Origin of the sequence: Brachybacterium sp. FME24 (assembly GCF_014897705.1) — a bacterium.
Classification (GTDB): domain Bacteria; phylum Actinomycetota; class Actinomycetes; order Actinomycetales; family Dermabacteraceae; genus Brachybacterium.
The window spans coordinates 32,831-47,310 of sequence record NZ_JABUXV010000017.1 but is presented as its reverse complement, the minus strand read 5'-3'; the positions used below and the strand labels follow the sequence as shown (position 1 = coordinate 47,310).

Below are 14,480 nucleotides of genomic sequence, written 5' to 3'. Positions count from 1 at the left end.
CTCAGTGTGATTTGATAAACGACAGTGTTCGTCTGCGGCACTCTACCTGCGCGCGTACCGAGTCACAGGACGGTGACGGGCGAGCGTGGATATGTGTACGGTACGCCGAGCGTCCCTACTCCCCTGCATAGGTTCCCGAACACGCGGGTTACTCGTTCGCGCGACTTCGGACAGAGATGCTGTGGTCGGGCTCGGCTCGAGGCCGGATCGCGGGGTATTGCGCATAGGCGGATGCTGCGACGGTCTGCCATCTTGCAGCAACGTTCGGTGACGCTCCGGTGAGGTCGCAGAGTGGTGCGACGGGCATGGTGGCGGCGAGGTTTAGCAGTGCGGCTCCTCGGAGCTCGACCAGGCCGCAGTTGAGGTGTTGCAGTTCGGTGGTGAACCGGCTGGCGTGCACGTGTTCACCAGCTCGCAGCTTCGACGGGAAGATCCACGTTGACTCCGTGTCCCATCGCCGTGGGGTGGCGAGTTGCCGTCGGATCAGCGCTGGCAAGGGCGGCGGCAGCTGGAAGGGTGTCGCCCCGAGCCGGAGCTGCATCCCGTCGGTGTCATCGATGATGCTGGCGGTGGTCAGGCCTGCGATCGTCGTGCTTGGCCTGCCCGATATCCCGGCGAGTAGCCCGCAGATGCGGGTTCTGAGCCGGATTGTTTCGTCGGTCGCGAATCGGTGCATCCACGCCCGGTAGGTATCGATTGGGTACGCGGTATAGGGAATCGCATATGGAGAAGGGACCGGGTGGATCCGTTCGGCGATGCCTCTCTGCGACGCCCAGCGCAAGAACACAGCGAGCGGTTCGAAGTTGCGCGGGTACCGGTCGAGATAAGACTCCACGGCGTCTTGCGGGGCGGTCTTCAGCTCGATCCCATCAGTATCAAGGTGGGCGAGAAAGTCAGCGGCGATACGGCACACGCGGCGGGCGCGAACGAACGTGCCGTCTGTGATCCCGTTGCGTTGGACGAATAGCCGGATGCGGGCAGGAACGTGCCACCGGCAGAACGGGCCGAGGGTGCGCGTGATGTGTTCGGGGCGGCCCTGGAGGAACGTGTCGATCCAGGCCATGAACTGCACGGATGCGGTGTCCCGCGGTTCGAGCGCGCCCACGTCGACGAGCGAATGCCGTAGCAGGCTCGCCGCCTGGACCGTGGGGTGGCGGTCCAACGCTTCGTGGGTGAGCTCGATGTCCTCGGTGAGAATTTCACACAGGATCGCTGCGGATGCACTGCGGCCGGGCCAGCGTGCCATGCTCTTGGGTTCAGGGTGTTCGAAGAGGCGTTGCCGGAGCGGTTCGAGCGCCCGACGGCGGGCGGGCGTTCCGGCGGCGAACAGGTCGTCTATGGCGATGCGTGCAAGGCACGGGTAGCAGCGTTTCCCGTTGCGGATGTCCTCGACGCCACACTCGGCGCAGATGAACCGCGATCGCACCCCGGTGCATGCCGAGCACGCCAGAGTACCGTCGTCGGCGACCGACGCGACCAGGCCGACCGTGCCGCAGCGCGGGCAGGGGCGGCGTGTGCCGCGGATGATGCTGAAGCAGGGGTCACAAGTCGCGCCGCCGAGGAACTTGACCCGGACTCGCCGCTCCCTGCCGCAGTGGACGCAAGGCTCGATCTTGCCGGGCGCGCACTGGGGGCAGATCGGGCCATCCGCTGTTCTGTTCTGGACGAGCCGGTCGTGCCCGCATCGGATGCACGCCTCCTTCGCCTCCGGCTGCCGGCGGCGGCACGTGCCGCACACGCTCTTCCCCTCGATGCGGTGCGAGATCACTCTGGTCTTGTCGCACTCATCGCAGCGACGGGTGTATCGAGCTTTCCGGCACGTGTTGCAGACTCTACGCCCATCCTCGAGCGTTTGCGTGAGTAGCTGTCCCCCGCCGCATTCGCCGCATGCTGGCAGTACGACCGGGAACCCGCTGGCTCGGAGCATCCGCAGCAAACGTTGCGCCTGACGGGGAAGGTGCGGATCGGCGTCGCTGATCCAGGTCGCGTCCACCCTGGCAAGGAAACGTCGAAAATGTGCCTGCCCCTGTGGCGTGGGGGCAAGCTGCTCGAGCAGTGCACGCACCCCCGCCTCGCCGACCGCCGTCCACGGATCACCGTGAGCGAGCAGTGCGGCGGTGTTGTCGAGAAGAGCGGTAGATGATCGAGAGGTCACGATTTGTCGGGCCGGGTGATCCGTGCCGGGACAGTCTTGAGTGTGCCGATGTCGGTGACCGTGCCGCCATCGGCGGCTTTTGGCTGCGCACGTGCCGCAACGGTGAAGCTGATCAGGTCGTTCGGTGTGCAGTCGAGGATCACGCAGAGCGCGTCGAGGACTTCGATATTCAGTCGTTGCGGGTTGGATGTCACCAGGCGGTAGACCTGCTCGCGTGAGAGTTTCACGCCCTGCTCGGCGAGCAGCGGCACCAGCTCGGTGGTCTTGTAGATGCCGCGCTCGGCAAGCTTGCGGCGAAGATGCCAATCGAACTGCCGGGTCATGCGGTTTCTCCTTCTCCGAGCACGCGCCGCAGCGCTTCTTGGAAGATCCGATTCTTGAAATCGTCACCGACCGACGTGTAAATCGCGGTCGTCGACGAGTGATTGTGTCCGACCTGCTCCTGCACGAACTGGGCGGCGTAGCCGAACTCGACCAGGTGGGTCACGTAGGAGTGGCGGAGGCTGTGCAACGTCAGCGCAGGATCCAAGCCCGCCGCCTCGCGGATCTGCGCGAACCGGTGGTCCACCGTGCGGGTTGTCATGCGAGTGCGTCGCGCACTGACCCACAGAGCATCAGTCGCAGGTGCGAGCCGCGGACGGACTTCCTCAACCCAGTAGCGAAGCCCTTCCGACGCCCACGCGAATTCCGGGCACGCCAGCACGGTGCGGCGGCGAGGCGGTGATCCCCTCATCGCCTTGCCGTATCGAACCTGCACCTTCGCATACGCGCCCCACTCGGGAACGTAGGGATTGGGGCGGAGGTCGTTCAGATCGAGCATCACCGCCTCGCGACGTCGGAGCCCGAACGCGTAGACCGTCTTGAAGAACTGGGCGTCACGCAATGCGGGCAACGCACCCTTCTTGCGGCCCTCGAGTAGGTCGTGGGCGCGTTCATCGGCCTGAGCGAAGAAGGCCTCGAGCTCGTCGTACCCGAACGGCCGTCGAGTGGGCCGCGCTTCGAACTCGGCCAGGTGCGCGAAGGTGTTCCACGGATGACAGATCTGGGCTGGCGCGGCCCCGAACCGTTCTAGACAGACATCGGCCCAGTCGTAGGACGGGTGCGAGACGTACCCGCAGAAGCCCTTCAAGATCTGGTGGTAGCCCCGGATCGTGGAGTGCGCCAACGGCTCCGGGCGAGACAGCAGCGACGAGGTGAAGTCCTCGACGTCCTGCGGCCGCCACTCCCACGGATAGGTCCCAGCGAAACGGAAGAACCGCTTCACGCCAAACTGATGCACCCGGATCGTGCCTTCTGACAGTCCGCGAGAACGCATCGACACGGCGTACCGGCGCAGCATCTCATCGAACGTCGAGCGAGCCGGGTCCAGCAGCAACACCGGAGCCAGGGACCGGACCTCACGGGTCACCACCCACACCTCACGATTCCTTCTACTGCATCAAACATGCTGTGAACGTATCATGGAGTCTGTCAGCGCAACGAGAGGTCTGCGATCGGACGGTTTCCTCCGGAGCGGTGTTCGCAGCATGCAGCAAGCCCCGATTAGGCTCTTGACCAGGCAAAGAAAGGGTTGGATCCGCCGAAAGCCACGCGGCAGCGAAGCCGCTCAGTCACGTCGAACCGGTCCCGCGGTGCGCGGTGAGGCCGAGTCAACAACCAGACCATTGATTCATCCAATGCATCTCTGCTCGCTTGTTCCTCCCCAGGGCGCCTGCATCCACATCGGGGCACCAAGGCTCCCGCCGGTCGACGTGGCGATGATCGACTGGTTCCATGACATCGACTCCCCTCGAAGAGGCCGAGGAGTACCTGCGGGACCTGGCAGCGCACCTGACCGATCCTGCCGACGGCGAATGCCTCCAGTGCTATGTCTTCCGCATGCTCGCCTTCGGATGCAAGGGGCTGCGCTGGGCCACGCGCTACCGTGATCGGCGCGCTCCGGCCGCGACCGCGCTCCTGAGGAGATTGCGATCCAGCGGCGCCGGCTGTGACTGCGAGATCTTCTGGAACGCCTTCGACCTGCGCTCCGAGTTCCTGGTCGTGCCGGTCTGGATCGACCCTGACATGGGCCGGATGGAGGGCGATCCCGAGTATCCCGATCCGATGCCCACGTGCCGAGGCGTGCGCCGAGGGTCGACGAAGCCGTGCGCCCTGTGGCTCGCGCGGTACCGCTACGGCCGCTACGGGAGATGGTGACGTCGACGGTCATGGACGCCCCCGATCGCCTTTCGACCTGCGCCTCACGGGGCCGGCGGGGATCAGGATGGGGAGACCACCTGGCGAACCAGGGCCCCGACGGTCTCCAGCTGCTCGGCGGTGATCTCCGCGGGCAGCGTGAAGCGCACCGCGGACTGCGCCACCTCACGGGAGATCCCGAGGGCAGTGAGCACGTGGCTGGGCTCGTCGCTGCCGGCAGCGCAGGCCGATCCGCTCGAGGCGATCACACCCCTCTCGGCGAGATCCAGCAGGATCGACTCCCCGCTGCGCCCGGGCACGCAGAACGAGGCGTGCCCCGGCAGTCGGCCGGGCCCCGGCGCGGCGCCGGTCAGCAGCACATCATCGTGCGCGGTGAGCACCTGGTCGATGAAGGCGTCACGGTGCGGAGCCAGGCGCGCCACCTTCTCCTCCCGCTCGGCCTCGGAAAGCTCCAACGCCACGGCGAGCGCGACGGCGAAGGCCACGTTCTCGGTGCCGGAATGCCGGCCGTTCTCCTGCCCGCCGCCGTGGACCAGGGGCTCCAGCGGCAACCGGCCACGGATCATCGCAGCCCCGATGCCCTTCGGGGCACCGATCTTGTGCCCGGAGATCGTCAGCGCGTCGGCGCCGAGCCCGCGCAGGTCGACCCAGCCGGCGGCCTGCACCGCATCGGTGTGGAGGAGCGCTCCCGAGGCGTGGGCGATCTCGGCTAGCGTGCGGATGTCGCTGATCGTGCCGATCTCGTTGTTGGCGAGGGCGAGACTGACCAGAGTGGTGTCCTCGCGCAGAACGGCCTGCAGCGCCTCCGGGGTCACGGTCCCGTCGGGCCGGGTTTCGAGGATCGACACCTCGAAGCCGTGCACGCGCTGGAGGTGTTCGACGCTGCCCAGCACCGCCTCGTGCTCGATCGGGGAGGTGACCAGATGCTTCCCGCGCGGGGCGGCGAGCGCCAGGCCCTTGATCGCGAGGTTCGCGGCCTCGGTGCCGCCGGCGGTGAAGGTGATATCGCTGCGGCGAGCACCCAGGACGGCGGCGACGCGGCGGCGGGCGTCCTCCAGGCCTGCGGCCGCCAATTCTCCGACCGTGTGGTGACTGGAGGGGTTGCCGAAGGTGCCGGTCAGGTAGGGCCAGGCCGCTTCGAGGGCCTCGCGGCGCACCGGGGTGGTGGCGGCGGAGTCGAGATAGAGCACGGGTGTCCTCACTCCGCCGCGGCGAGGGTCATGTCGAGACCGAGGTCGAGGGTGGGGGCGCTGTGGGTGAGGGCGCCGGAGGAGATGACGTCCACTCCGGTGCGGGCGATGTCGCCGACGGTCTCCCGGGTGACGGTGCCGCTGGCCTCGATGATCGCCCGCCCACCGACGATCTCCGCGCCGCGGGCCAGATCCGCCAGGGAGAAGTTGTCGAGCATGATGATGTCGACGCCGCCGGCGATCACCGGTTCGATCTGGTCGAGGCGATCCACCTCGACCTCGAGCCGGGTGGTGTGGCCCAGCTGTGCCCGCGCCCGGCGGATCGCCTCGGAGAGGTCCATGCCCTGCTGCTGCAGGATCGCGAGGTGGTTGTCCTTGGCCATCACCGCGTCGGACAGCGAGAAGCGGTGGTTCACTCCCCCGCCGCTGCGCACCGCGTGACGTTCCAGGGCGCGCAGCCCCGGCGTGGTCTTGCGAGTATCCGTGATGCGCACACCGGTGCCTTCGACGGCGTCGACGAAGGCCCGCGTGAGAGTCGCGATGCCGGACATCCGCTGGGTGAAGTTCAGGGCGATGCGCTCGGCCTGCACGACGGCGCGGGCCGGGCCGGTCACGGTGGCGAGCACGTCACCGGCGGCGAAACGGTCCCCGTCGGCGGCCTGCGCGGCGACGTCGACGGCCGGATCGGTGAGGTGGAAGGCGGCGGCGAACACCTCGATGCCGGACAGGACGCCGTCCTCGCGGGCGATCAGCTGCGCGGTGGCGGTGGCGTCCCCGGGCAGGAACACCTGCCCGGTGAGGTCGCCCCAGGGGGCGTCCTCGACCAGGGCGGCGGAGACGACGGTGTCGATCTGGGTGGTGGTCAGCATGCGAGGGCCTCCTGGGCGGAGTCGACGACGGACACGGGAGCGTCGAGACGATGGTGGGCGCCGACGGATCCGGGGCGGGCGAGGGCGTGGGCGGCGAGCAGGCGTGCGAGGTCGAGAAGGTTGCGGTCCTCGAGCTCGCGCACCGTGGAGAGGGCGGCAGGGTCCGGGGTGCGCCACTCGGCGAGGCGCGCTGCGGCCGCATCGAGCTGCCCGCCGGTGCGCAGCAGCCCGGCGTGACTCCACATCAGCTCCTGCAGCTGGTCGCGGGTCCACTGCTCCGACGCACCCGGCCCAACGGAGACTCGGCTGGCCCGGTCGGCGGCCCGCCCAGCAGGGGCCGCTGTATCCACTGGCGCGTGGTGTGCACGCTGCGCTCTATCCGGCGAGGCTGCACACCCAGCGCCAGTGGATGCCTCCGACGGCGCGACGGACGAGCCGGGGAGGACCAGGTCCACCGCGGTCGCGCCGGCCCGCGCCCCGAACACCGCGCCCTCCAGCAGCGAGTTCGAGGCGAGGCGGTTCGCGCCGTGCACGCCGGTGCGGGCGCACTCCCCCGCCGCGAGCAGCCCGGGCAGGGTGGTGCGGCCGGCGAGGTCGGTGCGGATCCCTCCCATCCAGTAGTGGGCGGCAGGGGTCACCGGCACGGGCTGGCTCCCCCAGTCCACGCCGGCCGCGCGCACGGCGGCATCGATCGTGGGGAAGCGTTCGCGCAGGCGCTGCGCGCCGATCCCGGTGGCGTCCAGCAGCACGGGACGACCGTCCTGCCCGGCCATGACCTCAGCGATGGCCCGGGCGACGACATCACGCGGGGCCAGCTCGGCGCGGGGATCCAGAGCCGGCAGGAAACGTCGACCGTGCTCGTCGCGCAGCATCGCACCCTCCCCGCGCACCGCCTCGGAGATCAGGAAAGTACCAGGTGCGGCGAGCGCGGTGGGATGGAACTGGTAGAACTCCAGATCCTCGAGCGCGGCACCGGCCCGCCAGGCGGCGGCGATCCCGTCACCCGTGGCGACCTGAGGATTCGTGGTGTGGGCGAAGATCTGCCCGGCGCCACCGGTGGCGAGCAGCGTCGCCGACGCCCGGACCTGGACGCGCTCGCCGCCTGCCGTCATCAGTTCCGCGCCGACCACGCGGCCTCCCTCGAGGCGCAGATCCACCAGGGCGGTGTGCTCGCGCACGGTGATCCCCCGCTCCCGCAGCGCCGCGACCAGCGCCTGCTGGATCGCGCGGCCGGTGGCGTCTCCGCCGGCGTGGAGGATGCGGGGCCGGGAGTGCGCGCCTTCGAGACAGAGGGCGTACGGGCTCACGGGCCCGGCGATGCGGTCGAAGCCGACCCCGTGGTTGATCAGGTCGCGGATCGCCTCGGGCCCTTCCTCGCACAGCACCCGCACCGCGTCCTCGTCGCACAGACCGGCGCCCGCAGCCAGGGTGTCCTGTGCGTGGTCGGCGGGGTGGTCGTCCGGATCCACCGCCCCGGCGATCCCGCCCTGGGCGTAGCGGGTCGAGGCCTCGGACAGCTCGGACTTGGTCACCAGCAGCACGTCGGCCCGCTGCGAGGCGCGCAGCGCCGCCGTCAGGCCCGCGATCCCGGAGCCGATCACCAGCACGTCGGTATCCAGGGTGGTGACCGGCTGGATGGGCAGGTCGGCGGAATGGTCAGCGGTCGGGCCCGCGCTCTGCTTCGCGGCCATGCTCAGCGCTCCGAGGTCGTGCTCACGGGGGCGGGCTTGGCGGCGAGCATCCGCTCCAGCGCCAACCGCGCCGGGTCGGCGACATCCTGCGCCACGGTGATGCGGTTGATGACCTCGCCGGTCAGCAGCGACTCGAGCGCCCAGGCGAGATAGCCGGGGTGGATGCGGTACATGGTCGAGCAGGGGCACACCACCGGGTCGAGGCAGAAGATCGTGTGCTGCGGGTTCTGGGCGGCCAGACGCTGGACCAGGTTGATCTCGGTGCCGATCGCGAAGGTGGTGGGCTCGGTGGCGCCCTCGATGGCCTTGCGGATGTAGTCGGTGGAGCCGGATTCGTCGGCCGCGTCGACCACGGGCATGGGGCTCTCGGGGTGGACGATCACGCGCACGCCGGGGTGCTCGGCACGAGCCTTGTCGATCTGGGCGACGGTGAAGCGCTTGTGGACCGAGCAGAAGCCGTGCCACAGCACGACCTTCGCGTCCGCCAGGGACTGCTCGTCGTTCCCGCCGAGCGGCCGGCGCGGATTCCACATCGGCATCTGATCCAGGGAGATCCCCATGGCCTTGGCGGTGTTGCGGCCCAGGTGCTGGTCGGGGAAGAACAGCACCCGGCGGCCGCGCTCGAAGGCCCACTCCAGCACGGTCGCGGCATTCGAGGAGGTGCAGACGATGCCGCCGTGGCGCCCCACGAAGCCCTTGATCGCGGCGGAGGAGTTCATGTAGGTCACCGGGATGACCGGCGCGAGAGCGTCAGGGTCATCGGCGCCGTCCTCACCCGTCTCGTCCCCGTAGACCTCCATCAGCTGTTCCCAGCACTCCTCGACCTGGTCGATGTCCGCCATGTCCGCCATCGAGCAGCCGGCGGCGAGGTTGGGCAGGATCACGGCCTGCTCGGGCCCGGAGAGGAGGTCCGCGGTCTCGGCCATGAAGTGGACACCGCAGAAGATGATCGCCTCGGCCTCGGGGTGGGACTTCGCGGCATTGGCCAGCTGGAAGGAGTCGCCCACGTAGTCGGCGTACTGCACGACCTCGTCGCGCTGGTAGAAGTGGCCGAGCACCACCACGCGGTCGCCGAGCTCCGCCTTCGCGGCACGGATCCTGCGATCCAGCTCCTCACGGTCGGCCTCGCGGTACTGCGCAGGGATCTCCCCCTGCCGCGGGGACTCCGCCGGGGCCGGATCCGCCATCGAGGCGCCGGGGCCGTACCCGGCCTCGCGGGCGTCGACGTCCCACGGGGCATCGAGCAGCTCCGTGGAACAGGTGCTCCCGGTGGCAGCGCCGGTGGAGATGTCGCGCAGGGTCAGGTCGACCGAGGCAGTGAGGTCAGAAGTGGTCATGTCGTGGTCTCCGTGGGGATCAGGGCGGTCACCGGCCGGTGAGGGGCCCGTTGTCGGCGAGCTGGATGGACTGGTCATGGCGGTAGAGGCGGGCGGGTCGGTGCCGTCCGCCGGTGCGATACGCGTCCGTCGCGACGAGGCGCCCGGAGGACTCCATCTGGCGGCGGAAGTTCGCGGGGTCGAGGGTGCGCTGCAGCACGGCCTCGTGGACACCGCGCAGCTCGGCGAGCGTGAAGCTCTCCCCGAGGAACGCGGCGGCGATGCGGGAGTACTCGACCTTGTTGCGCAGGCGCCACAGGGCGTACTCGACGATCAGCGAGTGGTCGAAGGCGAGCTCCGGGACCTCGTCGGCGACGAACCACTGCACGTTGACGCCTGCCGCCCCGGCGTCGGCCTCCTCGGGCCGCACCAGCGCCCAGTAGACGACCGAGACGGTGCGCTCGTCGGCCGAGTCGGACCGGTCCAGGCCACCGAAGGCGTAGAGCTGCTCGAGGTACTGCGGGGTCAGTCGGGTGGTCTCGCGCAGGTTCCGTGCGGCCGATGCGGCCAGCCCCTCATCGGGGGCCAGCGGACCGCCGGGAAGTGCCCACAATCCCTGGTGAGGGTCACGGATGCGGCGTACCAGTGGGATCCACAGGGCAAGGCGCCGGGTGGTGGGATGCGGGCGCAGGACGAAGATGACCGTCGAGACGGCGAGGGTGGCCAGGGCGTTCGGGACGCTCACGACGAAGACACCTCCTGTTAAAGTCGTCGGGACCTTTACTGGTGCCGAGGACATTAGGCTCAGTTCGACCAGAAGTGGATGGTGTGACGCCGTCGTGTGATCGGGGTCACGGCCCGGATGACTTTAACTGCCACCCGAGTTCGCCTCCCCTGCACCTCTCCATGCCGCTCTCCAGGCGCCCTTCGACCACGCCGCCGATGGCGCGGACGGGCACCGAACGCGCCACCGCCCTCGCTCGCTGTGATGGCCGTCGCTCCGCTCACCCGCGCCGGGCGGGGACTGCCTAGGGTGAACTGCGCCGTGCACAGGCACCGCGCAGCAGTAGGAAGCGAGATCCCATGACCACGACAGTCCCTCCCCGGGCCTCCGGCCGTCGCTCACCGTGGCGCATCGCCTGGGCGTCGATGGTCGGCACCTCGCTCGAGCAGTTCGACTTCTACCTGTTCGCGTATTTCTCCGCGTTCTTCGTCGGCCCCCTGTTCTTCGAACCCCTGGGCGCGGCCGGGGCCGCGCTGGCCTCGTTCAGCACGATCGCGGTCTCGTTCGTGATCCGTCCCGTCGGCGCGCTCGTGTTCGGGCACATGGGCGACCGGCTCGGCCGACGCACCACCCTGCTGTGGACGGTGACCCTGATGGGCGTCGCCACCGGACTCATCGGCGTGCTGCCCTCGTACGCGCAGGCGGGCTGGCTGGGCGCGATCGGCCTGGTGGTGCTGCGCCTGGTGCAGGGCATATCGCTGGGCGGCGAATGGGGCGGGTCGGTGCTGCTGGCCACCGAGCACGCCCATCCCCTCAAGCGCGCCTTCTACGCAGCGATCCCCCAGCTCGGCTCGCCGATCGGCTCCATCCTCTCGGCCGCGGTGTTCATCGTGCTGTCCTTCGCCCTGCCCGAGCAGGCCATGCAGGACTGGGGCTGGCGCGTGCCCTTCTTCCTCGCCATCCCGCTGCTGGCGGTGTCGCTCTACCTGCGCCGGGCGATCGACGAGACCCCTGTGTTCTCCGAGCTCGCGCGTGCGGGCGAGCGGGATCCGCACCCCGTGCGCAGCATGTTCCGGGCCCGGCCGCTCGCGCTGCTGATCGCGATCGGCTCCGCGCAGCTGGGCATCGGCTCCTACGCGCTGATGAACACGTACACGATGAACTACGGCTCCGTGGTGCTCGGCTACCCGTACCTGCAGCTCCTCACGGCGGCGACGATCGGGGCACTGCTGCAGCTGGTCACGATCCCGCTGTTCGGGGCCCTGGCCGCGCGTACCAGCTCCGCACTCGTCGTCGGCATCGGCGCGCTCGGCACCGCGCTGATCGCCTTCCCGCTGTACTTCCTGCTGCAGTCCGCCGAGTTCGGGGTGCTGGTGACGCTGATGGTCGTCGGCGGAATCCTGCCGACCATGTCCTGGGCGGCGCTCGGCGGCCTCATGAGCGACCTCTTTCCCGGCCGCTTCCGCTATACCGCGCTCTCCCTCGGCTACGCGGTGGCCGCGACCGTGGGCGGTTTCGTGCCACTGACCACCGCAGCGCTGGGCACCTGGACGGCGCAGGCGTGGTGGCATCCCGGCGTCGTGCTGGTGGCGCTGTCAGCGGTGACTCTGGCGGCGGCCGTGGCCGCCGGGTGGGAGATTCGACGGCAGGCGCCGCGCGGAGGCGCCGACGACGCCGACGCCGTCCTTCTCAGTCGTCCGGGCGAGTCCTGAGCGCCTCGTCGGGGCCCTGCGGCCGGTACACGAAGGTCACCAGCACCACGGAGATCATCATCAGCAGGAGCCAGGAGACGAACTTCGTCAGCGGCACCAGCTCCCACCCTGCGGCCTGGTGCGGATAGATCCACGCACCCGCCCAGGTGCCCACGTTCTCCGCGATCCAGAGGAAGAAGGCGACGCCGAGGAAGGCGAGCAGGATCGGCATCCGGCGCCTGGGCCCGGTGCGCTGGTTGCGGAAGGACATGACGCACCGCAGGTACAGCAGCACCACCGCGGCCAGAAGCACCCAACGGGCGTCGGGCAGATAGTGGTGGCTGAAGAAGTTCAGGTAGATCGCCGCCGCCACCAGGATCGTCGCCCACAACGGCGGATAGCGTGTGAAACGCAGGTCGAAGAGCCGGAACACGCGCACCATGTAGGAGCCGACGGCGGCGTACATGAATCCGGAGTACAGCGGCACCGCCCCGATGCGCAGCAGCCCGTCGGTCTCGTAGGCCCAGGAGCCGACGTGGGTCTTGAACACCTCCATCACGGTTCCCACGAGATGGAAGAGCATGATCACCCACAGCTCCCGGCCGCCCTCGAGCCGCAGCGCGAGCATGAGCACCTGCACCGCGACAGCGGCGAGCACCAGCGCATCGCTGCGCACCAGCAGGGCGTCGTCGGGGTAGAGGACCCGCGCGAGCACGAGGATCACCAGCATCGAGGCTCCGAAGAGGCACGCCCACGCCTGCTTCGCCGTGAACACGACGAGTTCGAGCAGGGCGCGACGCAGGGGCCCGGCATCGGCCGCGAGATCCTGGGAGCGTCGGTGCGCCCAGGCGTCGAGGCGTTCCTCGAGCGGGGTGAATACCCGGCGACCATGATTCATGCTCACGACCCTATGCACGTCAGAGGCACATTCCGCGGGATTCGTGGGCGGGGGCTGGGCAGAAGTTGTGAGGAGAAGGGGGAGCCTGGCGGGGCTCAGGTTTCGCCGTACCGGTGGAAAACCCTATCCTCACCCGTGGGCATCATCGCCGAGGCCCTCATCTCTCCCCGGAGGCTCCATGTCCGTCCTCGACCGCACCGCGATCATCGCGCCGGCGACCTTCAATCGCTGGCTCATCCCCCCGGCCGCCCTGGCCATCCACCTGTGCATCGGCCAGGTCTACGCGTTCAGCGTGTTCAAGTCCCCGTTCCAGAGCCACTTCGCGGCCGGCGAGGTCGCCGTCGGCTGGATCTTCTCCCTCGCCATCGCCATGCTCGGCATCTCCTCGGCGATCGCCGGGACCTGGGTCGAGCGCGTCGGCCCCCGCATGGCGATGGTCGCCGCCGGCGCCTTCTGGGTGCTCGGCTTCCTGGTCTCCGCGATCGGCATCGCCGGCGGGCAGCTGTGGCTGGTGTATCTCGGCTACGGGGTGATCGGCGGCATCGGGCTGGGCATCGGATACATCGCCCCGGTCTCGACGCTCATGAAGTGGTTCCCGGACCGGCCGGGGCTCTCGACCGGCCTGGCCATCATGGGCTTCGGCGGCGGCGCGCTCATCGCCAGCCCCGCCTCGAACAAGCTGATGGCGCTCTACGGCGGCGGGCCCGCCCCGGAGCAGCTGGTCGCCGGCCTCACCCCGACGTTCCTCACGCTCGGGGCCTGCTACCTCCTGGCGATCGCCCTGGGTGCGTACGTGATCCGCCTGCCGCACCCGGACTGGGCCCCGACCGGGTTCGATGCCGCCAAGGCCGCGAACCACCCGGCGCAGACCACCGGCTCCGTCTCCGCGAAGCAGGCGATCCGCACGCCGCAGTTCTGGCTGCTGTGGGTCGTGCTGTTCACGAACGTGACCGCCGGCATCGGCATCCTGGAGAACGCCGCCCCGATGGTCGCCGACGGCTTCGGCATCGCCGCCGCCGCGGCCGCCGGATTCGTGGGATTGCTGTCGTTGGCGAACATGGCCGGGCGCTTCATCTGGTCCACCACCTCGGACTACCTGGGCCGGAAGCTCAACTACGCGCTGTACCTGAGCGTCGGCGCGATCCTCTACGTGGTGATCGCGACCGTCGGCTCCTCCTCGCTGGCACTCTTCGTGCTCTCCGCCCTCGTGATCATCTCCTTCTACGGCGGCGGGTTCTCGACCGTCCCCGCGTACCTGAGGGACCTGTTCGGCGTGTACCAGGTCGGCGCGATCCACGGCCGGTTGCTCACCGCCTGGGCGGCCGCGGGCATCGCCGGCCCGCTCCTGGTCAACAGCATCGTCGAGTCCCAGGCCGCGGCCGGGCACTCCGGGATGGACCTGTACAAGCTCTCGATGTGGCTGATGGCGGGCATCCTCGCCGTCGGCTTCGTCGCGAACCTGCTGATCCGCAAGGTCAGCGACAGGCACTTCGAGGACGAGGCCGTGGTCTCGAAGAAGTCGGAGGCCGATCGCGCAGGCGCTCATGAGGCGATCACCGGCAACGGTGGCGCCGCAGCGCACGAGGCGGCCGGTGCCAGCCACCGGATCGCGGCGCTCATCCTCGCGGCGATCGTGGTCGCTGCACTGGCCTATGGGCTGGTCGAGACCGCGATCCGCGCCGTGGCCCTGTTCACCGCCTGATGGTCACCTCCTGAGTCGCCGGCGCCCGAGAATCTCCTTGACCCCGGG

Annotated in this window: 12 protein-coding genes; 3 read left to right on the top strand and 9 right to left on the bottom strand. The window is 69.3% G+C overall.

The genetic code is table 11. The features are described 5' to 3' along the window. Positions 1-148: 148 nt before the first annotated feature. From INT51_RS17340 to INT51_RS17330, 3 genes are all read right to left on the bottom strand, one after another. A complete protein-coding gene (locus INT51_RS17340) occupies positions 149-1,768 on the bottom strand; it encodes a hypothetical protein (RefSeq protein WP_096197988.1) in 1,620 nt (539 codons plus the stop codon). Positions 1,769-2,151: 383 nt separating this feature from the next. Further along, complete coding sequence (locus INT51_RS17335; RefSeq protein ID WP_193106592.1) at positions 2,152-2,478, bottom strand: helix-turn-helix transcriptional regulator; 327 nt, start codon at positions 2,476-2,478, stop codon at positions 2,152-2,154. Next, the gene (locus tag INT51_RS17330) at positions 2,475-3,563 is read right to left on the bottom strand and encodes a tyrosine-type recombinase/integrase (RefSeq protein WP_257007931.1); all 1,089 of its coding nucleotides are present in this window, start codon (positions 3,561-3,563) and stop codon (positions 2,475-2,477) included. Before INT51_RS17330 ends, INT51_RS17335 begins: the two co-directional genes overlap by 4 nt. A 365-nt stretch (positions 3,564-3,928) precedes the next feature. On the opposite strand from INT51_RS17330, the gene INT51_RS17325 reads away from it, so the two are divergent. Continuing rightward, complete coding sequence (locus tag INT51_RS17325) at positions 3,929-4,351, top strand: DUF2695 domain-containing protein (protein ID WP_193106591.1); 423 nt, start codon at positions 3,929-3,931, stop codon at positions 4,349-4,351. Positions 4,352-4,413: 62 nt separating this feature from the next. Here INT51_RS17325 and INT51_RS17320 read toward each other — a convergent pair whose 3' ends face one another. Genes INT51_RS17320 through INT51_RS17300 form a run of 5 tightly spaced genes read right to left on the bottom strand, consistent with a single transcriptional unit; the run spans position 4,414 to position 10,162 of the window. Further along, positions 4,414-5,541 carry a cysteine desulfurase family protein gene (locus tag INT51_RS17320; protein WP_193106590.1) on the bottom strand — a complete coding sequence of 376 codons (1,128 nt, stop codon included), beginning with the start codon at positions 5,539-5,541 and terminating at the stop codon, positions 4,414-4,416. A gap of 8 nt (positions 5,542-5,549) precedes the next feature. Further along, complete coding sequence (gene nadC / locus INT51_RS17315; RefSeq protein WP_193106589.1) at positions 5,550-6,410, bottom strand: carboxylating nicotinate-nucleotide diphosphorylase; 861 nt, start codon at positions 6,408-6,410, stop codon at positions 5,550-5,552. After that, a complete protein-coding gene (nadB, locus tag INT51_RS17310; RefSeq protein WP_193106588.1) occupies positions 6,404-8,101 on the bottom strand; it encodes an L-aspartate oxidase in 1,698 nt (565 codons plus the stop codon). The genes nadC and nadB overlap by 7 nt, the downstream gene beginning before the upstream one ends. Before the next feature lie 2 nt (positions 8,102-8,103). Next, on the bottom strand, positions 8,104-9,438 hold the full coding sequence (gene nadA / locus INT51_RS17305; RefSeq protein WP_226985865.1) for a quinolinate synthase NadA: 1,335 nt from the start codon (positions 9,436-9,438) through the stop codon (positions 8,104-8,106). Between the two features lie 28 nt (positions 9,439-9,466). After that, positions 9,467-10,162, bottom strand: coding sequence for an NUDIX domain-containing protein (locus INT51_RS17300; protein ID WP_304502233.1), 696 nt, complete (start codon positions 10,160-10,162; stop codon positions 9,467-9,469). A gap of 338 nt (positions 10,163-10,500) precedes the next feature. Between INT51_RS17300 and INT51_RS17295 the strand changes: the two genes are divergently transcribed. Continuing rightward, entirely contained in the window at positions 10,501-11,853 is a 1,353-nt protein-coding gene (locus INT51_RS17295) for an MFS transporter (protein WP_193106585.1), read from the top strand. Here the strand turns inward: INT51_RS17295 and INT51_RS17290 are convergent. Beyond that, on the bottom strand, positions 11,831-12,730 hold the full coding sequence (locus INT51_RS17290) for a DUF817 domain-containing protein (RefSeq protein ID WP_193106584.1): 900 nt from the start codon (positions 12,728-12,730) through the stop codon (positions 11,831-11,833). The two genes, INT51_RS17295 and INT51_RS17290, sit on opposite strands and share 23 nt — an antisense overlap. A gap of 178 nt (positions 12,731-12,908) precedes the next feature. Here INT51_RS17290 and INT51_RS17285 point away from each other — a divergent pair, with 178 nt between their 5' ends. After that, complete coding sequence (locus tag INT51_RS17285) at positions 12,909-14,432, top strand: OFA family MFS transporter (protein WP_193106583.1); 1,524 nt, start codon at positions 12,909-12,911, stop codon at positions 14,430-14,432. Positions 14,433-14,480 lie beyond the last annotated feature (48 nt).

Excerpts from the sequence above, each read along its gene's own strand:
- nadA (WP_226985865.1), bottom strand. The coding sequence starts at position 9,438 with ATGACCACTTCTGACCTCACTGCCTCGGTCGACCTGACCCTGCGCGAC.
- INT51_RS17295 (WP_193106585.1), top strand. The coding sequence starts at position 10,501 with ATGACCACGACAGTCCCTCCCCGGGCCTCCGGCCGTCGCTCACCGTGG.
- nadB (WP_193106588.1), bottom strand. The coding sequence starts at position 8,101 with ATGGCCGCGAAGCAGAGCGCGGGCCCGACCGCTGACCATTCCGCCGAC.
- INT51_RS17335 (WP_193106592.1), bottom strand. The coding sequence starts at position 2,478 with ATGACCCGGCAGTTCGATTGGCATCTTCGCCGCAAGCTTGCCGAGCGC.
- INT51_RS17290 (WP_193106584.1), bottom strand. The coding sequence starts at position 12,730 with ATGAATCATGGTCGCCGGGTATTCACCCCGCTCGAGGAACGCCTCGAC.
- INT51_RS17325 (WP_193106591.1), top strand. The coding sequence starts at position 3,929 with ATGACATCGACTCCCCTCGAAGAGGCCGAGGAGTACCTGCGGGACCTG.
- nadC (WP_193106589.1), bottom strand. The coding sequence starts at position 6,410 with ATGCTGACCACCACCCAGATCGACACCGTCGTCTCCGCCGCCCTGGTC.
- INT51_RS17285 (WP_193106583.1), top strand. The coding sequence starts at position 12,909 with ATGTCCGTCCTCGACCGCACCGCGATCATCGCGCCGGCGACCTTCAAT.